Here is a 21905-nt window from a genome sequence, read left to right as displayed (position 1 = left end):
GTCTGGGGTCTGGGGTCTGGGGTCTGGGGTGGGGGTCGCGGGACGGCGGGCTCAGCCCACGGCGCGGGCCGTGGGAGCGGCCTGGGCCGGGATGCGTGCGGTGAGCTCGGCGAGCGTCGGGTAGTCGGTGTAGCCGCGGGCGTCGCCGCCGTAGAACGTGGTGCGGTCGGGCTCGTTGAGGGGGGCGCCGGTGCGCAGCCGCTCCAGCAGGTCGGGGTTGGCCAGGGCGGCGGTGCCGATCGTGACGACGTCGGCGGTGCCGTCCGCCAGGTCCGCGAAGCGCGGTCCCAGCGGGGTCCCGGCGCGGTTGAGGACGAGCGCGCCGGACCAGAGGCCGCGCAGCCGCGCCAGGAGGGCGTCGTCCCCGCCGTGCAGGACGTGCAGGTAGGCGAGGCCGATCGGGTCGAGCGCGGTGACCAGTGCGGTGTACAGCTCGGCGGTCCCCTCCTCGACGATGTCGTTGTACGGGTTGGCCGGGGAGATCCGCAGGCCGGTGCGCCCCGCGCCGATCTGCTGCGCGACGGCGGTGGCGACCTCGACGGTGAAGCGGATCCGGTTCTCCACGGAGCCGCCGTAGGCGTCGGTGCGCCGGTTGGCGTTGGAGGACAGGAACTGGTGGGGCAGGTAGCCGTTGGCCGCGTGGATCTCCACGCCGTCGGCGCCGGCCTCGACGGCCAGTGCCGCGGCGCGGGCGTAGTCCGCCACGGTGGCGGCGATCTGCCCGGAGGACAGCTCCCGCGGCACCGGCATGGGCTGCGGGCCGGTGGCCGTGTACATGTGCCCGGCGGGCTGCACCGGCGAGGGGGCGACGGGCTGTCGGCCGTGCGGGGTGTTGGACGGGTGGGCGATGCGCCCGGCGTGCATGAGCTGGAGGACGAGCTTCCCGCCGCCGGCGTGCACGGCGTCGGCGACCCGGGCCCAGCCGGCGACGTGCTCGGGGGCGTGGATCCCGGGGGTGAGCAGGTAGCCCTGCCCGTCGGGTGAAGGCTGGGTCCCTTCGGTGATGAGCAGTCCCATCGACGCGCGCTGCGCGTAGTACTGCACGTTCAGCTCGCTCGGCGTGCCGTCGGGCCGGGACCGGTCGCGGGTCATGGGGGACATCGCCAGGCGGTGCGGCACGGCGATGTCGCCGAGGGCGGTGGGGCTCAGGACGGCTGTGGGGACGGTGGTGGTCACGGGGTGCTCCTCGGTTCGTCTCGGTTGTCGTGTGGTCGGCAACATGAATGTAGCCACTGATAGGTGGCCGGTCAAGTAATCGATCGCCGGCCGTCCCGCCGGTCGGACGGGGTCAGCGCGCAGGGGGCGCTCCGCCGCCGCGGCGGCGCCGTCGGTGCGGGCCGCACGTGTGCGGTGGGGTGGTGGCCTCCGGGGCGCGCGAGCTGCGGGTACCGTCGCGGGCATGACGGTCCCTCCCCCCGCGGCAGGCGGGGAACCCGCGCCCAGCGCGGGGCGCGGCTACCCGGTGAGCTTCGCGGTCTTCGCCGTGGCCCGGGCGCACCGCGGCCTGGCCGGTGCCATGCTCGCGGACCTCGGGCTGTTCCCCGGCCAGGAGCTCATCATCATGCAGCTCGCGGTGCGGGACGGGCGCTCGCAGAAGGAACTGGTCGAGGCCCTGCGGCTGGACCACTCCACGATCGCGAAGTCGTTGCGGCGCATGGAGGCCGCCGGTCTGGTGACCCGCGTGACGTCCCCGGAGGACGCCCGGGTGAAGCTCGTCTCGCTGACCCCCGCCGGACGGGCGCTGGAGTCCCGGATCGAGCAGGTGTGGACTGAGCTGGAGCGGCTGTCGACGCAGGCGCTCAGCGAGCGGGAACAGGCGCAGTTCGTGAAGCTCGCCCACGAGCTCGCCGCCTCGCTGCCGCCCGGCGGTCCGCTGGGCGACTGAGGAGCGCAGCGCGGCGGGTCGACGACCTCGTTGCCGTGGAGCTCCGCGGCCTCGGCCGGCAGGAGCGCGGGATCCCGAACACGAGCGCCTCCCCCTCGAGACGTCGAAGGGGTTCACCAGCCGTTCCTGTGCGCGGCCACAGGAGAACCGGCATCGCACGGCCGACCACACGACAGGCGGCCGCGGCCCGCCGCGAGGAACGCCGCTCAGCCCACCCGGGGTGCCGGGACGGGCGGGCACGGCGGGGCGAGGACCGCCTCCAGCGTCAGCCGCTGCGCCCCCTCCCGGTCCACGACGACGACCCGGTCCGCGCCGGCGGGTCCCGGTTCCCGCACCAGCCGGCGCCAGCGCTCGGCGTGCCGGCGCATCCGCCGCGGCGGGACGGTCCGGCCGCGCGCCACCTGACCGCTGCCCGCCAGTTCCGGGGACGTGTCCAGCAGCACCACGTGCACCGCGCGGCCCGCCCGCCGGGCCGCCGTGCGCACCAGCGACGGCCAGCGGCTCCCCGTCCACGGATCGGTGAGGACGACGACCGGTGTGCCCGCGGCGACCTCCCGCAGCACGCGCCACCGGTGCACGCCGTGCACGAGGGGGCGCAGCCACCGGTACGGCACGTGGAGCCCGGCCGTGCGGAGCCGGGCGCTGACCTGCTCGGCGTCGAGGAACCGCACGCCCGGCGCGCCCCGGGCCGACAGGCGGCGCAGCAGCGTCGTCTTGCCGCTGCCGGGCAGGCCCGCGACGACGACCAGGACCGGCCGCGGTGCCCGCTGCGTCCCGGCGCCCCCGCGGTGCCCGCCGGGCAGCGCCACGATCCCCACGTCCACCTCCCCGCACCCCACCGGGACCGGAGTCCCCGCTCCTGCTCGGGACGAGAGTCCCCGCTCCTGCTCGGGACGAGAGTCCCCGCTCCTGCTCGGGAGAACCTGTGGGGCGCGTGGGGAGTTCCTGGGAGGAACCGGGGTTCGCCCCCGGGGCCCGCTGTCGGGGTGCTCAGGCCGCCGCGTCGTCGCGCACGTCGCCCGGGGCGGCCTCGTCCAGGCGGGCCATCGCGTCGTCGGCGGCGAGCCGCAATGCCGCCAGGTCCTGCTCGGAGAACTCCCGCGGCTCGGTGTCCAGGACGCACACGGCGCCGATGACGTGGCCCGTGCGGGTGCGCAGCGGCACCCCGGCGTACGCGCGGACGCCGTCCACGACGTGCAGGGGGTTGTCCGCCGTGGCGGCGTCGGCGGCCAGGTCGGGCACGACGTAGGCCTCACCGGTGCGGACCACGGTGGAGCACAGGGCCCACTCCGCGGGGGTGGCGCGGGCCTCGGCGAGCCAGCCGGTCAGCCCGTGCGCGCCGGCGATGACCTGCGCGCCGGACAGGACGACGTTGAGCAGGCCGATCGGGGCGCCCACCTCGCTCGCCGTGCGGGCGAGCAGGTCCGCGGTCAGCGGCTGGACGTGCTCGATGTCGTCGGCGCCCAGCGCGGCGACGGCGCCGAGCCGGTCCTCCGCGTCCAGCGGGTCCGGCGACGGGCCCTCCGGCGCCCAGGCCCCCGTGAGCCAGGCGGGGAAGGCCGCGTCGTCGTGGACGTGCTCGTCGTGGTTCATCGTGTCTTCTCCGCACCTGTGAGCACCCGGTAGGTCCGCAGCCGGGCCAGGCAGCTGCGCGCCGCCATCCGCACGGCCGCCTCGGTCGAGTTGTCGACCAGCCACTGCCCGAGGGCCCCGAGCTGGTCGGGCGTCAGGAGCATCCCGTGGCAGCCGGTGGCCAGGGCCGCCGGCGACCAGGCCGCCAGGGCGCGCTCGGGGCCGAGGACGCGGGCCAGCTCCTTCAGCCAGTCCAGCGCGGTCGGCTGCGCCAGCCCGCGCACCGCTGCACCGTCGACGCGCACGGACGGGTGTCCGGCGTCGGTGAGGAGCGTCGTGGTCATGGACGGTGCATCGGCACGCCGCGGGACGGGGTGAAGCGCACCTCGTCACGCCCCACCTGCCCGGGGGGTGTGCGCGGGCCCCTCCCGGCGGGAGGGGCCCGTGGGAGCCGGGTCAGCCGGGCGCGCCCCACCGGCCGCGCCGCGAGCCGCCGGTGTGCTCGCCCGCCGTGACGGTGGCCAGCTCGCGCGCCCCCGACGCGTCGCCGGAGGCGGCCAGGCCGCCGGTGAGCGCCCCGCTGGTGCTGCCGCCCGTGAGGAGCGCGTACCGCTCGCCGGTGGTGACCGCCGCGGAGGAGAGGACCAGCGACTGGAACGGCTTCGACGCCGTGAAGGCGGCGACCCCGGTGCCGTCGGCGGACACCACGTGCACGGTCGTGCCGGCGGCCTGCGGCGAGGCGAGGGTGGCCGACACCCAGCCCTGCGCCGAGGCCGCGTCCGGTGCCTCCGGCATGTTCGCCGTGCCCGCCGCGAGCAGCGTCCCGCCCGAGACGTCGAACGTCCCGTCCACGTCGAGCGCCCCGTTCATCGAGGCGCTCGGGCCGTTCACGACGACGGTGCCGCCCGTCATCGTCGCTGAGCCGTTGGAGTCCAGCCCGTCGCCCCCGGAGTCCACCACCGTCGTGCCGCCGCTGATCGTCAGCCGGATCCCCCCGGTGGCACCCTCCCCGCCGGGAGCGTCCGCGGTGGAGGAGGAGTCGTTGCCGCCGGAGACGTTGATGCCGTCGTCGTCTGCGGTCACGTCGACGTCGCCACCGGCGATCGTGACGACCGCGCCCTCCAGGCCCTCCTGGGAACCGGCCACGGTCAGCTCGCCCCCCGAGACCGTGAGGTCCGCGTCGGCGTGCACGCCGTCGTCGCCGCTGGCGAGGGTCAGCGTCCCGTCGCTCACGCTGACGGCACCATCGGAGTGCACGGCGTCGTCGGCGGACTCCACGTCCACCGTGCCACCTCCCACGACCAGGGCGGCCCCCGCGCGCAGGCCCTTCGCCGAGGAGTCCGCGGCCACGGTGCCGCCCGCGCCCCCGCCGGCGACGACGGTCAGGGAACCGCCGGGGACCAGGAGGTCCGTCCGCGCCTGGACGCCGTCCGCGCCGGCGGTGACCGCGACGGTCCCACCGGCCAGGAGCACGTACCCGGCGGTGGCGTCGGTGTCGTCGTCGGACGTCACGCCGTCACCACCGGCGTCCACCGTCAGGCTCCCGCCCCGCACGACGACGTAGTCCTTGCCGCGGACCCCGTCGTCGACCGCGCTGACGGTGAGGTTCCCGGACTCCACGACCAGGCCGTCCTTGCCGGTGACGCCGTCGTTCGAGTTCCCCCGCACGGTGAGCGACCCGCCGCCCGTGACGGTCAGGTCCGCGCTGCTCCACAAGGCGGCGTTGGGTTCCTCGGTCTCGTCGGCCCCGGTCCCGTCGCCCGCGGGGTCCTCGGCGGTGCCGTCGTCGGCGGAGGTGTAGCCGGTGCCGTCGGCGAGGGAGTTCGCGGTGCCGTCGGCGAGCTCCACGACGACCGAACCGGCGTCCGTCACGGCGAGGGCGGAGGTGGTGGAGGAGGTGATGTCCGCACCGTCCAGGACGAGGCGGACCTCCCCGTCGCCGCCGCTGTCCACGACGACCTGCCCGTCGGTGAGGGTTCCGCTCAGCCGGTACGTCCCGGCCGCGGTGATCGTGACGGTCCCGCCCTCCACGCGCACCGCGCCGGAGCCCGCCCGCGCCGTCGACCCGCTCAGGGTGACGGCGACCTGCGGGCCGGTGCCCTGCGCCGCGGCGGCGTGCGCGGCGAGGTTCGCGGCCAGCGCCTCCTCGACGACCTGCCCGGCCGGGACCGCCGCGGCGGCCGTCGTGCCCGGAGCCCCCGACGCGGATCCCGGCGGTGCCGATCCCGGCGACGCGGAACTCGCGGCGGAACCCAGCGGCGCCGAGCCGGTGCTGGTGGCGGCGGTGCAGCCGGTGAGGAGGACGGCGGCGGTGGCGGCGGACAGGACCGCTCGCCGGAGGTTCGGCAGGCGCTTCACGGCAGGCTCCGTTCGGGTCGGGTGCTCGGGTGTTCAGGCGGCCGGGACGACGGCGCGGACGTGGCGGTTGACCACCGCGCGCCACCTGTTCGAGGGCAGGTCGGGACGCAGCACGGCCAGGCCCGTGCCGTACTTGGAGATCCGGGCCGGCCGGTGCCCGAGCGACCACAGCAGCCGGTCGGCGGGCGAGGCGGACGTCCCGGACTTCGTCTCCACGACGGCGAGCGGCCCGAGGCGCAGCGCCGCACCCGCTGGCAGGTCCCGCGCCCGGTCCCACACCAGGCCGGTGTCGACGGTGACGCGGCTGCCGTCGGCGGGCAGGAACAGGGTGGTGCGCTCGTACCGGGTGCGCAGCGCCGGCCGCAGCAGCGGGCCCGGGACCCGGGCGGCACCCGAGCGGGCCAGGCGCTCCTCCACGAACCGGACGCCCTCCGCGTCGAGCAGCTCGGACGTCGCGCCGCAGAGGATGCGCTCCTTGACGGTGCGGCCCCGGGGATCGCGCGTCTTGACCTCCAGGTAGGACCCGCCGCCGTCCAGGTAGGTGCGGCGGCGGACCTTGAACCGGTGCCTGCGGGCACGGGCGGCCAGGTGGTAGCTCGTCAGCCCGGGGGTGTCGAGGTACAGGGACTCGTAACCGGCCGAACGCCGACCGCCGATCTCCAGGACGCGGGCGCTGCGGCCCAGTTCCGCCACGAAACGCTCCGCCGCGACCAGGGGCAGGACGTACTTGCGGTCCACCCGGGTCAGCAGCGCGGCGCGCTCCACCAGCTCCTCCAGCCCGACGGGTTCCAGCAGGCCGGCGGAACCCAGCGCGGGGGCGCTCACCGGCCGGCCCCGCTCAGCTCAGGGTGCCCGGCCCGCGGGGCGGGAGCCGCCGCCGGGGAGGTGGCGGGAAGCCCGGCGGGGGAGGCCGGCAGCTCGTAGCGGACGTCGGCCACGGTGGTGTCGTCCACCAGGTCCACGCGCCGCACCCCGACCTGGTGGACGCGGGCGCCGAGCAGGCCCTCCAGCCGCCGCACGAGTTCCGCCTCGTCGGTGACGGCGCCGTCCAGCACCACGGTCTGCCGTCGGTACCGGTGGAACAGGCGGGGGTGCCCCGCGACGTACATCACGCCCACCACCAGCGCCATGAGCGCCACGTGCAACCCGACCGCTCCGGTGCTCGTGCCCAGGCCGCCGAGCAGGCCCAGGGCCAGCGCCGAGAAGTAGTACGCCACCTCGGGCTGGTCCAGCTCCGCGGAGCGCAGCCTGATGATGGACAGGACGCCGAACAGCCCCAGCCCGAGCCCCGCGCCCACCGTGCTGCCGGACAGCGCCGCGGAGACGGCGAGGACTCCCACGTTCACCCCGAGGTAGGCCACGACGAGGTCGCGGCGGCGGTGGCGGGGGAAGTACACGCCGAAGGTCAGCAGGCTGACGGCGACCAGGTCGGCGGCGTACAGGGTGATCGGGGACACGGGGGCCTCCTCCGGGCGGCTTCCTGAACGTTTGAAGCTTCAGGTATTTACATGTCCCGGTCCTCGGAAACTCCTGTGTGCCGGCTGTGAGGGTTCCCCGCCCCCGACCCTCCGGCACCCGGCGCCGCCCGTCCGCCGCGGCCGGCCGGCCGGGAACGCGACCGCCCCGCCGACCGCGGCGGGTCGACGGGGCAGCGGGTGCGGGGTCCGCTCAGGTCGTGCTGGAGGAGGTCGCTCCGGAGGAGTTCGTGCCGGAGGAGGGGGCGGTGCTCGCGCTCGGGGCGGGCGCCGGCTCGTCGCCGCCGCGCCCGCCGCGGCCGGGCCCGCGGGCGGGCAGCTCCTGGTCGACCATCGCCGTGATGCGCTCGGTCAGGCCGGCGGCGCGCTCGTCGGCCTCGGCCTGGGTCAGCTTCCCGTCCGTGACGGCCTGCGCGAGGCGCTCCTTCCCGGCGGCCACGAGGGCGTCGACCAGCTCCTGCCTCTCCACGTCCCTGCTCTCCGCGATGCCCGCCAGGGTGGCGCCGTCGGCGGCCAGGGCCGTGCGCAGCTCCTCGGTGGTCATCCCCAGGACCTCCGCGGCGGCGTCGAAGCCGAGAACCCTGCCGGGGCCGCCGCGCCCGCCGTGACCGCGCAGCGCGTCGGAGGACTCCAGCGTGGTGGCCACCCGGTCCGCCTGCGCCTGGGTGATCGTGCCGTCGGTGACCAGCCCGGCCAGGGCGTCCTTGAGGGCCTGCAGCCGGGTGCCCACCCCGGACTCCGCGGTGGCGGTGGCCGCGGTGGCCGCCGGGGCGCCCAGCACCACCAGGCCGAGCCCGGTGGCGGAGAGCAGCCCGGCGGTCCCGGCGGCGACGATCCTCTTGGTGATCTTCATGGTGTCCCTCGCTCTGGTGTGCCGGGGCCCTCCCGTGCACACCTCAGGTATCGCGGGCCGCGCTGTGCGGGAGCTGTGGTGCGACTGGCACCCCGCACAGAGTTCCGGTGCGCCTCGGGTTCCGGTGCGCCCCGGGTTCCGGTGCGTCAGGACCGCAGGCGGTCGCGCAGCATCCGCGCGACGTGCGCCATCGCCGCCTCCGCCCCCGGCTGGACGGCCGCCGAGACCTGCGACTCCGTCAGCGCGACCACGGCGAACGTCGGCCCGCCGGTGTGCTCGACGACACCCGCCTCGTGGCGCAGGTTCAGCAACGTGCCCGTCTTCGACGCCCAGCGCGCCGAGTCGGTGGCCAGGTCCGGCGCGAGGCGGTGCCGGATCAGGTTCTGGTGCAACAGCTCCGGCACCCGCAGCGCCGTCCCCGGCAGCACCGCGGTGGGCCGCCACAGCTGCTGCAGCAGGTCCGCCAGCGCGCGGGCCGAGCCGGAGTTCGCGCGGCTCACGTCGAGCTGCGCCACCGGGTGGCCGTGCCCGGACGTCGTGGCGCCGATGGCGAGGGAGTGGGCCAGGTCCGCGCGGGCCGGGCCGAACAGCTCCGCCGGGGTGTCCGTCAGCTCCCGCACCAGGTGCCGCACCGCGATCCCCTCCACGCCGATCCGGTGCAGCTCCGCGGTCACCGCGGCCGGCGGTGTCAGCTCGAACAGCGCGTCGGCGGCCGTGTTGTCGCTGATGCAGACGGCCAGGTGCAGCAGGTCGTCCACCGCGATGGTGGCCGGGTGGCGGAACCTGCTGGCCCCCGCCGGTCCCGGTGTGGTGAGCGCACCGGGGACCACCTGCACGGCGGCCGCGCCGTCCAGCTCACCGCGCCCGATGCGCTCCTGCGTCGCCACGGCCAGCGGCACCTTCACCAGCGACGCCAGCGGGAACACCACGTCCGGGTCGATGCCCAGCTCCTCGCCGGTGTCCAGGTCCCGCACCAGGAACGAGCCGCGCAGACCGGCCTCCCGCAGGGTGCGGCGTGCCCGGTGCAGGACCTCCGCGTCGCTCACGCGGGCCCCTCCCCGGGCGCCGCCGCCCCGAGGCAGCGGCCGATGCCCGCCGCGATCGCCGAGCGCAGGCTCGCGGCGTCCTCCCGCCGCCCGGCCCGCAGCCGGTAACCGCGCTCCAGCGCCACCTCGCCGATCCGCGTCCACGGCAGGTCCAGGTGCGAGGCCTCCTCCCGCGAGCACAGCAGCAGGTCGCCCGAGACGAGCACCTCCGCCGCCGCCGGCACCACGGAGACCGCCGCGACCACCTGCCCCGGGTGCAGCCCCACGGCGTTGCAGGCGTCCCGCAGGCGGTCCCGCACGTGCGGGACGTCGTCCTCCGCCTGGACCCAGATCCGCCGCGGCGGTTCGCCGCGGTCCACCCGGCCCGGGCGCAGGGTGTCCAGGTACACGACGGGCCCGCGCGCCGGGGCCCCGAGGGCGAGGCCCAGCGGCACCCGCCAGGTGCCCTCGTCCGCGGGGACGGCGACCAGGGCGGCGCGCACCTCCCGGGTGCGCACCAGTTCCGCGCGCTCGCCCGGGCCCGCGGGGTGCAGCTCCAGGTGCAGCCCCGCCGCGCGCGCCTCGGCGACCAGGCGCACGAGCGCGTCCTGCGGGCACGCGGCGGGGACGGCCAGGCCCGTCGGCCGCTGCCGGGCCGTGTCCGCCTGCTGCACGAGCGCGTCCGCGAGGTCCACGAGCCGCTTCGCCGAGGGCAGCAGGTCCCGGCCGAACGACGTCGGCGTCACCGCGCGCGCCGAGCGGTCGAGCAGGCGCCCCCCGAGGTGCTGCTCCAGCGCGGCGACACGGCGGCTGGCGACCGACTGCGGGATGCCCGCCGCGGCGGCGCCCACCGTGAAGCTGCCGCGGGTGCTGACCGCGACGAACGCCCGGCACGCCGCGACGAGGTCCACGGCGCCGACCCTAGCGAGCGGGTGCGGGAGCGGGCGGTGCCGTCGGCACCGGCACCGCCGCGTCGTCCCCGGCCACTCCTGACCACCTCCGCCCGACCCTGCCCACCCCGGGCCGGGGTGAACCCGCCGACCGCCGCGGGCGTGTATCCCGTTCACCAGCCGATACCCCAGGAGGAACACCCCGTGCAGACCGACCCCAGCACCCCCCGCGTCCTCGTCGTCGGCGCCGGGATCGCCGGCCTGGCCACCGCGCACGCCCTGCGCCGCGCCGTGCCCGGCGTGCACGTCGACGTCGTCGAGCGGGCACCCCGGCCCCGACCCACCGGTGCCGCGTTCTACCTGCCGGGCAACGCCGGGCGCGCCCTGGAACTGCTCGGGCTGTGGGAGCCGGTCGCGGCCCTCGCCCACCCCGTGTCCACCCAGACGATGCTCACCGCGGCGGGGGAGGAGCTGACCGTCACCGCGACGGCGGAGCTGTGGGACGGCGTGGGGCACAGCGTCGCCCTCACCCGGCACGACCTGCACCGCGTCCTGCTGGACGCCGTCGGGGAGGGCGCGGTGCGGTACGGCCTGCACCCCCGCTCGATCGGGCGGGACGGCGACGGGCGGGTCGGCGGCGGGCGGGACGGTGCGGTGCCCGTCGGGTTCTCCGACGGCTCCACCGGCGAGTACGACCTCGTGGTCGGCGCGGACGGCCTGCGCTCCTCGGTGCGGGAGATGGTGTTCCCCGCCGCCCCCGCGCCGCGGTCGCTGGAGTGGTGGAGCTGGCGGTTCCTCGTCCCGGCGGACGGCCCGGACGGGTGGACCGTCCGGCTCGGCCGCTCCAGCAGCGTCCTGACCGTCGCGCTCGGCCCGCGCCTCGTGTACTGCTACGTGGACGTCGACCTCGCCGGCGACGGACCCGTCCCGCCGGACTGGCGGGAGGTACTGGAGGAGTACACCCCGGATGTGCGGGAACTGCTCGCCGGGGCCGAGCCCACCCACGCCGGACTGCTGGTGGAGCTGTCCCCGCCGGTGTGGTCCTCGGGACGGGTCCTGCTCGCCGGGGACGCCGCCCACGCCAGTTCCCCCAACACGGCGCAGGGGGCCGCGATGGCGTTCGAGGACGCCGTCGTGCTGGCCCGGCTCGTCGCGCAGGCCGCCCCCGGCGGGAACCTCCCCCTGGTGGGCGGCCGGTACGCGGCGGCGCGCGGCGCCCGGGTCGGTTTCGTGCAGGAGCAGACCCGGCAGCGCGACGCCCTGCGCAGGATCCCCGCCGCGCGCCGGCACGACATCCTGCGGCAGTCGGGCCGGGCCGCCGTGGTCGCGAGCCACGCGGCGCTGCTCCAGCCGCTCTGAGGGGTTTCCGCGGCATCCCCCGCGAACCCACCCTCCCGGTGGCGGAGGTTCCCTGCGTCGCCCCGACCGCGAGGAGGTGTCCATGACCGGAACGCGCTCCCCGATGCCGGACCGGCATGCGCCGGGAACTCCTGTGTGGCAACGGTGCAGCGCCCGTGCAGGGGCCGTGCAGCAGTCGCGCGGCGGCGAACCGGGCCCGCGACGCGGGAGTTCCCCCGGTGTCCACGGCGGGCGCGACGGCCGCCCGCGAGAACCCGAGGAGACCCCGTGCCCGCACACCCGGTGCCGAACCCACACCCGACGCCCGACGCACACCCGAGGCTGCTCGCCTCCGCCGCAACCGTCTCCGGCCCGGTGGAGCTCGGCGTGCGGGAGTGGAGCCTCGTCGGCTGGCCCGAACGGTGCGCCGCCGCCGAGGCGGCCGGGGTGGGCGGGCTCGGCCTCTGGCACGCCGACCTGGAGCACCAGCTCGGCCTGCGCGGCGCGGAGGAGATGCGCCGCATCGCCGACGACCACGGGGTGCACGAGGTGGAGCTGGAGTTCCTCACCGACTGGTTCTGCGAGCCCGGGACCCCGGAGCGGGCCGCCGCCGACGCCCGCCGCGACCTCCTGCTCGACGCCGCCGCCGGACTGCGCCCGCGGCACGTGAAGGTGGGAAACCTCTCCGGGACCGCCTGCCCGCCGGAGAGACTGGCGGAGGAGCTCGCGGCGCTGTGCGGGCGCGCGGCGGAGCGCTCCGGCACCGTCGTCGCCTACGAGGTCACGGTGTTCGACCCCGTGGTGCGCTCCCCGGCCGCCGCCGTCGACCTGGTGCGGGCCTGCGGTGCCGCCGGCGCCGGCGTCGTGCTCGACACCTGGCACCTGGCGCGGCTCGGCGTCCCTCCCGCCGCCGTGCGCGCCCTGCCCCCCGGGTGCGTCGCCCACGTGGAGCTCGCCGACGGCGCCGCCGCCCCGCAGGAGGCGCACCCGCTGCTGGACACGTTCCTGCACCGGCGGATGCCCGGCCGGGGCGAGCTGGACGTGCGCGGGTACGCCGAGGCCGCGCTCTCCCTGGGCTACGACGGCCCCTGGGGGGTGGAGGTCGCCTCGGAGGAGGTGCGGGCGATGCCGCTCGCGCAGGTCCTGCGCGACGTGGTGGGCTCCGCCGCGGCGTTCCTGGAGGACGCCCCGCGCGGGCCGTGACGACCCGGGCGCCGCCTACGCTGGCGCCGTGACCCTCGCCTCGCTCGGCCTGCTGACGGTCGTGCTGCTCGTCCTCGCCGCGTTCCTGGCGGGCTGGGTGGACGCGGTCGTCGGCGGCGGTGGGCTCGTGCAGCTGCCCGCGCTGCTGCTGGTGCCTGGCATGGACCCGGTGCAGGCGCTCGGCACCAACAAGATCGCCGGCGCCATGGGCACCGCCACCAGCTCCGTCACGTACTACCGCCGGGTGCGGCCGAACCTGCGGACCGCGCTGCCCACCGCGCTCGTCGCGGCCCTCGGCGCCGCCGCGGGGGCGCTGTCGGCGGCGGCCGTGCCGGAGGGCGTGCTGACCCCCGTCATCCTCGTCGCCCTCGTGCTGGTCGCCGCCTACACGCTGCTCAAGCCCGACCTCGGCGGTGCCACCGCCCTGCGCTTCAGCGGCCACCGGCACACCGTGGTCGCCGGCCTCACCGGCGCGGTCATCGGTTTCTACGACGGCATCGCCGGGCCCGGCACCGGGGCGTTCCTCGTCTTCACCCTCGTCGGCCTCCTCGGCTACGCGTTCCTGGAGGCCAGCGCCACCGCGAAGATCGTGAACCTGGCCACGAACCTCGGGGCGCTCGCCGTGTTCGCCTGGCACGGCTCCGTGCTGTGGGCGCTGGGCCTAGTCATGGGCACCGCGAACCTGCTCGGCGGGTACCTGGGGGCGCGCACCGCCGTCGCCGCCGGCAGCCGTTTCGTGCGGACGGTGTTCCTCGTCGTCGTCGCCGTCCTCGTCGTCCGGCTCGGCTGGCAGGTCCTGCACGGCTGAGGTCCCCGGCTCGGGTCGCGGCCCGGGTCGCGGCGCGCGCGCCGGGGCGGGTCAGGCGGCCCGGTGGGCGGCCAGCGCGACGCCCGCCGCCACCGGGGCGCCGGTGTGGAAACCCTGCACGAGGTCGATGCCGTAGCCGCGCAGCTCCTCGAGGTGCTCCGGCGTCTCCACGTACTCCGCGATGGTCCGGTACCCCATGTCCTCGGCGAGGGTGACGGTGGCGCGCACGACCGCCCGGTCGAGGTTGTCGGTCAGGATCCCCCGCACGAAGTCACCGTCGATCTTCACCGACTGCACCGGCAGGTGCTTGAGGTAGTAGAACGACGCGTACCCCGCGCCGAAGTCGTCCAGCGACAGCCCGCAGCCCAGCTCCGCCAGGCGCCGGGTGAAGGAGATCGCGGTGTCCAGGTGCGTCACCGCGGCCGTCTCCGTCACCTCGAACACCAGGCGGCTCGCGTCCGCACCGGACAGGTGCCGCTCGATGCACGCCAGGACCGAGGGGTCGCTGAGCGAGCGCCCCGACAGGTTCACGTGCAGCGTCGGCGGCGCGCCCCCGTCCAGCCCGCCCAGGCCCGCCAGCAGCCCCACCGCCTGCTCCACCACCCAGCAGTCGATGCGCTGCACCAGGTCGAAGCGCTCGGCGGCCGGCAGGAACGCGCCCGGCGGCACCAGCTCCCCGTGCTCCCCGAGCATCCGCACCAGCAGCTCGAAGGACGCCACCGCGCCGGAGCGCAGGTCCACGATCGGCTGCGCGTGCAGCGTGAACCGCTCCTCCGCCAGGGCGTCGCGCAGGTGCTGGGTGGAGCTGCTGCGCAGCGCGGAGCTGCGGGCGGCCAGCGCCACGTCCCCGTAGACGGCCACCCGGTCGCGGCCCTCCTGCTTCGCCTCGTACATCGCCGCGTCGGCCGCCTGGAGCAGGTCCTCGGGCGGGGAACCCGCCACCACGGGCGCCACCCCGATGCTCGCGGTCAGCCGCACCGGCCGCCCGTCCACGACGAGCGGCCGCTCCCGCAGCAGGCCCAGCAGGGAGGCCGCCACCTGCCGCGCCGACGACGGGGGCACCGCGGGCAGCAGCACGGCGAACTCGTCGCCGCCGAGCCGGGCCAGCACGTCCCGCTCGCGCACCCGCTCGTGCAGGACCGCGGCGACGTGGCGCAGGCAGTCGTCCCCGGCGCGGTGGCCGAACGTGTCGTTGATGTGCTTGAAGGCGTCGAGGTCCACGAGCATCAGGCTGCCGAGCTCGCCGCCGGGCACGCCGTCCCCGCTGAGCGCCGAGAGCGAGCGGAAGAACGTGGCGCGGTTCGCCAGGCCGGTGAGGGGGTCGCGCTCGGCGAGGTGGCGCAGCTGCTGCTCGGCGTGGTGGCGGTCGCTGACGTCGCGGACGAAGGCGATGAAACGCCCGGGGTCCTCACCGGCGTCGCCCACGGCCATCTCGGCGGGGAACAGCTCCCCGTCGCGGCGCCGGCCCAGGATCTCCAGACGCCGTCCCACCAGCTCGCGGGCGTCGCCGTCCGCGTACGCGTCGAGGGCGCGGCGCACGTCCTCGCGGAAGAGGGGCGCGACCAGCTCGGCCGTGACGTCCCGCCCGACGACCTCCCCGGCCCGCACGCCGAACATGCGCTCCGCCGCGGGGTTGAGCTGCACGACGGTGCCGTCCGCGCTGAAGGTGACGACCCCGTCGAGGGACTCCGCCATCACCTTGTCCGCCCTGGCGCCGCTGCGCCGGGCCGCCTCCTCGGCGCGCACGCGGTCGGTGACGTCGGAGGAGATCGAGCACACGGCGTAGGACTCCCCGCGCCAGTCGCGCAGCAGGAACCGGGACGTGGACCACAGGCGGTCCTCCGTCCCCGGGGGTACCTGCTCCACGCTCTCCCGCGCGTCCGGGCCGCTGAGGGTGAGGAGGTCCTCGCGCCGGCGCACGGCGGCCGCCCACCCGCCGAACAGGTCCTCGTCGGTGCTGCGCAGGATGCGCTCCCGGGGCAGGCCGAGACGCTGCTGCAGGGCCCGGTTGACGAGCAGGTAGCGCCCCGCGGTGTCCTTCACGGACACCAGCGCCGGCGAGCCGTCCAGCACGTCCTGCAGCATCTCCGGGGGGTCGGGGCGGCGGTGGCCCGTCACCGTGGCCGTCAGCTCCGCGGCCTGCCTGCGCAGCTCCAGCTCCCGCACCACCTGCCCGGCCAGCCGGCGCAGCGCCTCGCGCTGTGAGGGCCCCAGCGTGCGGGGCTCGTAGCCGATGCCGCAGACCGTCCCCAGGGCGTACCCGTCGGGGGTGACCAGGGGGGCCCCGGCGTAGAAGCGGATGCCCGGGTCGCCGGTGACGAGGGGGTTGTGGGCGAAGCGCGGGTCGGCGGTGGCGTCCTCCACCACCGCGACGTCGCTCTGGCGGATCGTGTGCGCGCAGAAGGAGATGCTGCGCGGGGACTCCTTGAAGGGGAAGGAGACGGCGGCCTTGAACCACTGCCGGTCGGCGTCGACGAAGCTGATGAGCGCGGTGGGGGAGCCGGTGATCTCCGCGGCCAGCGCCGCGAGGTCGTCGAAGACCGGGTCGGGCGCGGTGTCCAGCACGTGGTACCGGTGCAGGGCCTCTAGACGCTCCTGCTCCCGGTCCGTGCCGGGCTGCCACGTCCGCTCCTGCGGTTCCGCGCTCATGCAGGCTCCCGCGAGGTCGGTGCACGGGACCCGTCCTGCACCGTCGGCTCCAGTGCTGGTCACCGTGCGTTCACAGCATGCACCGCAGCGTCGCGTCAGAACAGCGGTTCACCGGATCGCCCTGGATCGGCGGCACCGTGCGCCCGCCCCTGCGCGGGCTCCGGGCAGGATGTGCACGCCCGCCACCGCGACCCCCACGAGGAACCGTGACCGCACCCGCGGCCCCTGTCCGAGGTCCTCGGCGCGCTCCCCGCGACCTCCCGCGGCCGGGGCCCCGCGCAGGCCCGGTGGGGGGAGGCCGCGCGGGCGCACCTCCCCCACCGGGCGCGGAACCGCCGGGAAGGTTGAGGACCGGACGACGACGTGCTCAACTGCGCCCCTGACCCACCGGCCGGCACGGGACGCCCCGGCGGGACCGGTCGCGAGCTCTGGGGAGGTGCCGTGGTCACGTCCGGCCGGGGTGCGCCGGTCGTCGTCGTGTCCATGACCGGCCTCGACGCCTACCAGGACGCCCTCCTGCACGGGGTCGTCACGGCCCTGGCGGGGGAGGACGTCTCCGTCGTCGCGCACGTCAACCACTGCAACCGGACCGCCGTGGACCCCGTGCTCGTCGGCCTGCTCAGCCGGCCGAGCACCGGTGCCGTCATCTCCACCAACTCCCCCACGGAGGAGATCGAGGACGTCCTCAGCAGGGTCATCGCCGAGCGCGGCCTGCCGGTGGTGCGGATCGGGCAGGACACCCGCGGGCAGTCGTGCGTGCGCGCGGACAACGTGCAGGGCATGCGGGAGCTGGTGCGGCACCTCCTGGACGACTGCGGCGTGCGCCGCCCCGTGCTCGTGCGCGGCCTGCCCCACCTCGTCGACCACCGCGAGCGGGAGGAGGTCCTGCGCGCGGAGCTGGCCGTGCGGGGGCTGCGGCTCGAGGAGTCCCTGGTCCTGGAGGGGCGCTCGGAGCGGGACGTGGCGCGCCGGGAGATGACCCGGCTGCTCGCCGTGCGCCGCGACCTCGACGCCGTCGTGACGATGGACGACTGGAGCGCCACCGCAGTCGTCGAGGCCCTCACCGACGCCGGTGTCCGGGTCCCGGAGGACGTGGTGGTCACCGGCTTCGACAACTACCCGGTGGGGATGATCGGCTGGCCGGCGCTCACCACCGTCGACCAGGACCTCGGCGGGCAGGGCGCGGTGGCCGCGCGGGAGGTGCTGCGGCTCCTGGCGGGCGGGCGCCCCGGCCGCCACGTCACCACGCCGTGCCACCTCGTGGTGCGCAGGTCGACCGCGCGTGGCCGGGGGGCGCGGCTGAGCCCCCCGGTGTCCGCCGAGCAGGTGGCCCGCGCGGCGCAGCGGCACCTCAGCACCCAGAGCCAGCTGCTCGCGCTGAGCCGGGCCCTGACCGACTGCCGCACCCGGCAGGACATCTGCCGGGTGCTGGAGGAGTACCTGCCCGTCCTGGGGTTCCGGCGCTGGTACTTCGTGGTGGTCGACGCGGTGGACGGCGTGGTGGACGGCGCGGTGGACGGCGCGGTGGGTGCCCACGGCTCCCGGCGCGTCCTGCTCGGCCACCGGGACCGCTCGGACGACGGCCCGGGCGGCGGGGAGGCGCCCGTCCGCTTCTCCGGCCCCGCCCTGCTGCCCCCGGGGGTCGGGGACGGGCCCGGCGGTTTCCTGGCGTACGAGCCGCTGCTGGGCTCCGGCGGCCTGCTCGGGTACCTGCTGTTCGAGCACGCCCACAGCCCCGCGGTGTTCGTCGAGACGCTCACGATCAACCTCAGCCGGGCGCTGGACATCGTCTGCAGCACCGCCCAGCTCGCGGCGCACTCCCAGCACCTGGAGGCGCTGGTGGCCGAGCGCACGCGGGAGCTGGAGCTGGAGGTCGCCCAGCGGCGGGAGGCGGAGCTGGAGCTGCGCCGCACCAACCTGGAGCTGGAGCGGTTCGTCCTGCGGGACGGGCTGACCGGCATCGCCAACCGCACGGCCCTGGAGCAGCAGCTGCCCGCGTGCTGGGGGGAGGCGACGGAGCGGGCCCGCCCGCTGGCGCTGCTCATGGTGGACGTGGACCACTTCAAGTCCTACAACGACCGCTACGGGCACCTGCGCGGGGACGCGGCGCTGCGCATCGTGGCGAGGTGCCTGCAGGAGGCGCTGCTGTACCCCTCGGACCTGGCGTGCCGCTTCGGCGGGGAGGAGTTCTGCGCGCTGCTGCCGGCCAGCGACTCCGAGGCGGCCCTGACGGTGGCGCGCCGCTTCACCGGGCGGCTGCGCGCGGCGGCCGTCCCCCACGGCGGCTCCTCCTCGGGGATCCTGACCGCCAGCGTGGGCGTGGCCGCCGTGGTGCCCGCCCGGGGCGGGGACCCCGAGACGCTCATCGCCCTGGCGGACCACGCGCTGTACGAGGCCAAGCGTGCGGGCCGCGACCGGATCACGGTGCGCGCGGGAGTGCCGGGGGACGGCACCGCGGCGGTGGCCGGGACGCAGGGAGTGACGGGCAGTAGTTGATCCGGTGCTCCTTGTAGGCTGGCGGCCGAGCGCGGGAGGGCCGGATGGCGACGGGTGCACAGATCAAGGCGCTGGTGGAGAGCCACGGGGCCGGGGACGACGCCCGCTTCTACGCCACCGCCCTGGAGATCGCGCAGAACGCCGCCCACCGCGGGCGCATCCGCTTCGCCCAGGAGCTGCGCACCCTCGTGGAGACCATCCGCGCCGCCGGGCCCGGCTCGCGCCCCGGCTCCGCCGTGGTCCCCCTCCTGCCCGTGGCCCAGCCCCGCGGGGAGCTCGCGCAGGTCCTCACCGTGGAGTACCCCGCCACCCGGCTGGCCGACCTCACCCTCGCCTGGGAACCCGTCCGGCGCCTCGGGCGCGTCCTGGAGGAGCAGCGCCGCAGCGAGACCCTGCGCGCCCGCGGGTTCGAGCCCGCGCGCAAGCTCCTCCTCACCGGGCCCTCCGGCACCGGCAAGACCAGCACCGCCGCCGTCCTCGCCGGCGAGCTGCGCCTGCCCGCCTTCACCGTCCGCCTCGACGCGCTGTTGGACAGGTTCGGCCCCGACGCCGCCGCCAAGCTCGACCTGGTGTTCGACCTGCTGGCCCAGACCCGCGGCGTCTACCTCTTCGACGACGTCGACGTCGTCCTCGACCACCCCGACCCGGAGGTCGCGCGCGAGGCCAGGCACCTCGCCAAGGCCTTCCTCGACCTCCTCGCCCAGGACGGCTCCGCCAGCCTCGTCGTCGTCACCACCCACCGCCCGCAGACCCTCGACCGCGGCGTGCTGCGCCGCTTCGACGCCCACATCGACTACCCCCTGCCCACCACCGGCGTCGTGCAGGAGCTCGTCGCCCGCCGGCTGCGCGGCTTCGACCTGTCGGCCGTGGAGTGGCCCCGCGTGGCCTCCACCGCCAGCGGCCTCAGCCACGAGGAGGTCGCCGCCGCCGCCGAGCGCGCCGCCAAGCAGGCCGTCCTGGAGGACCGCCCGCACGTGGAGACCGCCGCCCTGCTCAACGCCCTGCGCGAGCGCCGCGAGCTGCTGAAGATGGCGCCGTGACCCCGGCCCCGGCCCCGGCCCCGGCCCCGGTCCCGGTTCCGGCGCCGGTCCGCTGCGGCCGCTGACGTGCCACCGGCAGAGCCCGCCGGTCTCGGCGTCCTCGTCGTCTGCACCGCCAACGTGTGCCGCTCACCCCTGGTGGCCGGTCTCCTGCGGCACCGCCTCGACACCACCTTCGGTGCCCGGGCCCGGCGGGTCACCGTGGCCGGCGCCGGCACGCACGCCGTGCCCGGCGACGTCGTGGACGAGCCCGTGCTGGACGTCCTGGCGCAGGTCACCGGCCGCCCCGCGCAGCGCACCCGCGCCCGCCGGCTCGACGCGGACCTCGTGCGCGGCGCCGACCTCGTGCTGGCCATGACGCGGCAGCACCGCTCGGACGTGCTGGCCCTGGTGCCCGCGGCGCAGCGCTCGGTGTTCACGCTGCTGGAGCTGGCCCGCATCGCCCGCGCGCTCACCGCCCCCGGCCTCCCTCCCGGAACCGGCCACCGCGGGGACCCCGCCGCCGCCTGGCGCGCGCTGCTCGCCGCCGCACCCGCCCTGCGCGGGCCCACCGCCCCGCGCGACCCCGCCGCCGACGACCTCGCCGACGTCCACGGCCTACCCGCAGAGCACTACGAGCGCACCGCCCGGCAGGTCGGCGCGGCCCTCGACGCGGTGTTCGCCGCCCTGCCGCCCGGGCGCTGAGCCCGCTCAGCGCCTGGTGAGCACCGGCTCCGACCCGGCCTGCGACCCGGCCTGCGACCCGGCCTGCGACCCGGCCTGCGACCCGGTCTCCGACCCGGCCTGCCCCGGGCGGTAGCCGTAGCCGTAGTGGTAGCCGTAGACCTGGTCCGTCCCGCGCTGGGGGACCATCGTGAGGATGCCGCCGAGCACCTTGGCGTCCACCGCCTCCAGGCGCTCCAGGGCCTTCGCAGCCTGGTCGCGGGTGGTGCGCCCGTGCCGCGCGACGAGGACCACGCCGTCGGCGTGCCGGGCGATGACCGCCGCGTCGGTCACGGGCAGCAGGGGCGGGCTGTCGATGATCACCAGGTCGGCGCGCTCGCGGAGCCGCTGCACCAGGTCCGCCATGTGCCGCGAGCCCAGCAGGGCCGACGGGTTCGCCGGGATCGACCCGCTGGCCAGCACCGACAGGCCCGTGTCGCCGTAGGGCTGCAGCACGTCGTCCACGTCGGCCTGCCCCGCCAGCACCGTCGTCAGGCCCGTGCTGCCCTCCACCCCCAGGTACTCCGCGACCTTCGGCAGCCGCAGGTCGGCCTCCACGAGGATCGTGCGCAGCCCCGCCGTCGCCATCGTCAGCGCCAGGTTCGCCGCGGTCGTGCTCTTGCCGTCCCGCGGCAGTGGCGACGTCACCACGACCACCTGCGGAGGGTTGTCCACGTCCACGAACTGCAGGTTCGTGCGGATCTGCCGCATCGCCTCCGACTGCGGGGTGCGGGCGTGCTCCTCCATCAGCAGCGGCCGCTCGCCGACCGCGCCGGCCACCAGGGTGGTGCCGAGGGCGTGCGCACCCAGCGCCGTGAGGGTCTCCGGGGTGCGGACGGTGGTGTCGAGCACCTCCCGCAGCACCGCCAGGCCGGCACCGGCGACCAGGCCCACGAGCAGGCCGAGGGCCAGGTTGCGGGTGGTGCGCGGCTCCAGCGGCACCGTGGGGACCTCCGCGGGGCGCAGCACGGTGACCCGCACGGGGCTGGCCACGCCCGGCGCGGGCTGCTCCAGCTTCTTCACGGCGGTGGCGAAGTGCTTCGCGGTGGTGTCGGCGATCCTCGCGGCCAGGGCGGCGGAGTCGTCCTCCACCGTCACCTCGAGCACGACGGTGCCCAGCGGCGCGTCCGCCCCCACGCGCTCCGCGAGCCCGCGGGGCGTGACGTCGAGGTCCAGCTCCTCCACGACCGGCCGCAGCACCATCGGGCTGTCGAGGACCTCGGTGTACGACTGCACCCGCTGCGTCGTGAACATCCCGCCCTGCATCATCGCCGCGGTGTTCGCGCCGTCGTGCATGGAGATGAACAGCAGCACGTCCGCCCGGTACAGCGGTGTCGCCGTGACCGACAGGCCCGCCGCCGCTCCGGTGCCCAGCACCGCGGTCACGAGCACGAGCACCCAGCGCTTGCGCAGGATCCGCAGGTAGTCGACGAGGTCCACGGGCGGCACTCCTGGAGGACTCGGGGGATGACCCGGGGTGGACGTGGCGTCCGGGCCGACCTCACCCCATCGGCGCAGCGGCCCCCCTCCTTGAACCGCGGTGCGGGGTCCGTGCGGACGGGGCCGATCGGGTGAGGCGCGTCAACCGGCCCGCCGGGGGCGCCGATGCCC

19 protein-coding genes are annotated in these 21905 nt (G+C 76.5%); 7 read left to right on the top strand and 12 right to left on the bottom strand.

Translation table 11 applies throughout. The features are described 5' to 3' along the window. Nucleotides 1-51: 51 nt before the first annotated feature. Nucleotides 52-1221, bottom strand: coding sequence for an alkene reductase (locus tag ACYQBY_RS13840; RefSeq protein WP_459644456.1), 1170 nt, complete (start codon nt 1219-1221; stop codon nt 52-54). A 178-nt stretch (nt 1222-1399) separates the two neighbouring features. Here ACYQBY_RS13840 and ACYQBY_RS13835 point away from each other — a divergent pair, with 178 nt between their 5' ends. Next, on the top strand, nt 1400-1885 hold the full coding sequence (locus ACYQBY_RS13835) for a MarR family winged helix-turn-helix transcriptional regulator (protein WP_459644455.1): 486 nt from the start codon (nt 1400-1402) through the stop codon (nt 1883-1885). A gap of 206 nt (nt 1886-2091) precedes the next feature. On the opposite strand, the gene ACYQBY_RS13830 is transcribed toward ACYQBY_RS13835, so the two are convergent. The 9 genes from ACYQBY_RS13830 to ACYQBY_RS13790 form a co-directional block, all read right to left on the bottom strand. Next, nucleotides 2092-2703, bottom strand: a complete 612-nt coding sequence (locus ACYQBY_RS13830; protein WP_459644454.1) for an AAA family ATPase — start codon at nt 2701-2703, stop codon at nt 2092-2094. Between the two features lie 172 nt (nt 2704-2875). Next, a complete protein-coding gene (locus ACYQBY_RS13825; protein ID WP_459644453.1) occupies nt 2876-3478 on the bottom strand; it encodes a GAF domain-containing protein in 603 nt (200 codons plus the stop codon). Next, nucleotides 3475-3801: a hypothetical protein gene (locus tag ACYQBY_RS13820; protein ID WP_459644452.1), complete on the bottom strand. Its 327-nt coding sequence runs from the start codon at nt 3799-3801 to the stop codon at nt 3475-3477. Before ACYQBY_RS13820 ends, ACYQBY_RS13825 begins: the two co-directional genes overlap by 4 nt. A 112-nt stretch (nt 3802-3913) precedes the next feature. After that, nucleotides 3914-5815 carry a carbohydrate-binding domain-containing protein gene (locus ACYQBY_RS13815; RefSeq protein ID WP_459644451.1) on the bottom strand — a complete coding sequence of 634 codons (1902 nt, stop codon included), beginning with the start codon at nt 5813-5815 and terminating at the stop codon, nt 3914-3916. A 33-nt stretch (nt 5816-5848) separates the two neighbouring features. Further along, on the bottom strand, nt 5849-6640 hold the full coding sequence (locus ACYQBY_RS13810; protein WP_459644450.1) for a polyphosphate polymerase domain-containing protein: 792 nt from the start codon (nt 6638-6640) through the stop codon (nt 5849-5851). Further along, nucleotides 6637-7272, bottom strand: coding sequence for a DUF4956 domain-containing protein (locus tag ACYQBY_RS13805; protein WP_459644449.1), 636 nt, complete (start codon nt 7270-7272; stop codon nt 6637-6639). The genes ACYQBY_RS13810 and ACYQBY_RS13805 overlap by 4 nt, the downstream gene beginning before the upstream one ends. Nucleotides 7273-7483: 211 nt before the next feature. Continuing rightward, on the bottom strand, nt 7484-8143 hold the full coding sequence (locus ACYQBY_RS13800) for a hypothetical protein (RefSeq protein WP_459644448.1): 660 nt from the start codon (nt 8141-8143) through the stop codon (nt 7484-7486). Nucleotides 8144-8289: 146 nt separating this feature from the next. Then, nucleotides 8290-9189 (bottom strand): serine hydrolase, encoded by a 900-nt coding sequence (locus tag ACYQBY_RS13795; protein ID WP_459644447.1) that lies wholly within the window; start codon nt 9187-9189, stop codon nt 8290-8292. Then, on the bottom strand, nt 9186-10079 hold the full coding sequence (locus ACYQBY_RS13790) for a LysR family transcriptional regulator (RefSeq protein ID WP_459644446.1): 894 nt from the start codon (nt 10077-10079) through the stop codon (nt 9186-9188). The genes ACYQBY_RS13795 and ACYQBY_RS13790 overlap by 4 nt, the downstream gene beginning before the upstream one ends. Nucleotides 10080-10262: 183 nt before the next feature. Here ACYQBY_RS13790 and ACYQBY_RS13785 point away from each other — a divergent pair, with 183 nt between their 5' ends. The 3 genes from ACYQBY_RS13785 to ACYQBY_RS13775 all read left to right on the top strand — a co-directional run bounded on the left by ACYQBY_RS13785 (nt 10263) and on the right by ACYQBY_RS13775 (nt 13407). Next, nucleotides 10263-11417: an FAD-dependent monooxygenase gene (locus ACYQBY_RS13785; protein ID WP_459644445.1), complete on the top strand. Its 1155-nt coding sequence runs from the start codon at nt 10263-10265 to the stop codon at nt 11415-11417. A 267-nt stretch (nt 11418-11684) separates the two neighbouring features. Next, on the top strand, nt 11685-12599 hold the full coding sequence (locus ACYQBY_RS13780) for a sugar phosphate isomerase/epimerase family protein (RefSeq protein ID WP_459644444.1): 915 nt from the start codon (nt 11685-11687) through the stop codon (nt 12597-12599). A 28-nt stretch (nt 12600-12627) separates the two neighbouring features. Next, nucleotides 12628-13407, top strand: a complete 780-nt coding sequence (locus ACYQBY_RS13775) for a sulfite exporter TauE/SafE family protein (protein ID WP_459644443.1) — start codon at nt 12628-12630, stop codon at nt 13405-13407. Nucleotides 13408-13458: 51 nt separating this feature from the next. On the opposite strand, the gene ACYQBY_RS13770 is transcribed toward ACYQBY_RS13775, so the two are convergent. After that, the gene (locus ACYQBY_RS13770; RefSeq protein WP_459644442.1) at nt 13459-16056 is read right to left on the bottom strand and encodes a sensor domain-containing phosphodiesterase; all 2598 of its coding nucleotides are present in this window, start codon (nt 16054-16056) and stop codon (nt 13459-13461) included. A gap of 441 nt (nt 16057-16497) precedes the next feature. On the opposite strand from ACYQBY_RS13770, the gene ACYQBY_RS13765 reads away from it, so the two are divergent. The 3 genes from ACYQBY_RS13765 to ACYQBY_RS13755 all read left to right on the top strand — a co-directional run bounded on the left by ACYQBY_RS13765 (nt 16498) and on the right by ACYQBY_RS13755 (nt 20276). Beyond that, nucleotides 16498-18552, top strand: a complete 2055-nt coding sequence (locus ACYQBY_RS13765) for a diguanylate cyclase (RefSeq protein WP_459644441.1) — start codon at nt 16498-16500, stop codon at nt 18550-18552. A gap of 44 nt (nt 18553-18596) precedes the next feature. Next, nucleotides 18597-19592 carry an AAA family ATPase gene (locus ACYQBY_RS13760; protein WP_459644440.1) on the top strand — a complete coding sequence of 332 codons (996 nt, stop codon included), beginning with the start codon at nt 18597-18599 and terminating at the stop codon, nt 19590-19592. Between the two features lie 66 nt (nt 19593-19658). After that, entirely contained in the window at nt 19659-20276 is a 618-nt protein-coding gene (locus ACYQBY_RS13755) for an arsenate reductase/protein-tyrosine-phosphatase family protein (RefSeq protein ID WP_459644439.1), read from the top strand. Between the two features lie 6 nt (nt 20277-20282). Here the strand turns inward: ACYQBY_RS13755 and ACYQBY_RS13750 are convergent, their stop codons facing one another. Beyond that, the gene (locus tag ACYQBY_RS13750; RefSeq protein ID WP_459644438.1) at nt 20283-21734 is read right to left on the bottom strand and encodes a tyrosine-protein kinase domain-containing protein; all 1452 of its coding nucleotides are present in this window, start codon (nt 21732-21734) and stop codon (nt 20283-20285) included. Nucleotides 21735-21905: the final 171 nt, after the last annotated feature.

The organism is Kineococcus anabasis (genome assembly GCF_054590795.1).
The sequence above is the reverse complement of the archived record's forward strand: the minus strand, read 5'-3'. Positions and strand labels throughout refer to the sequence as shown.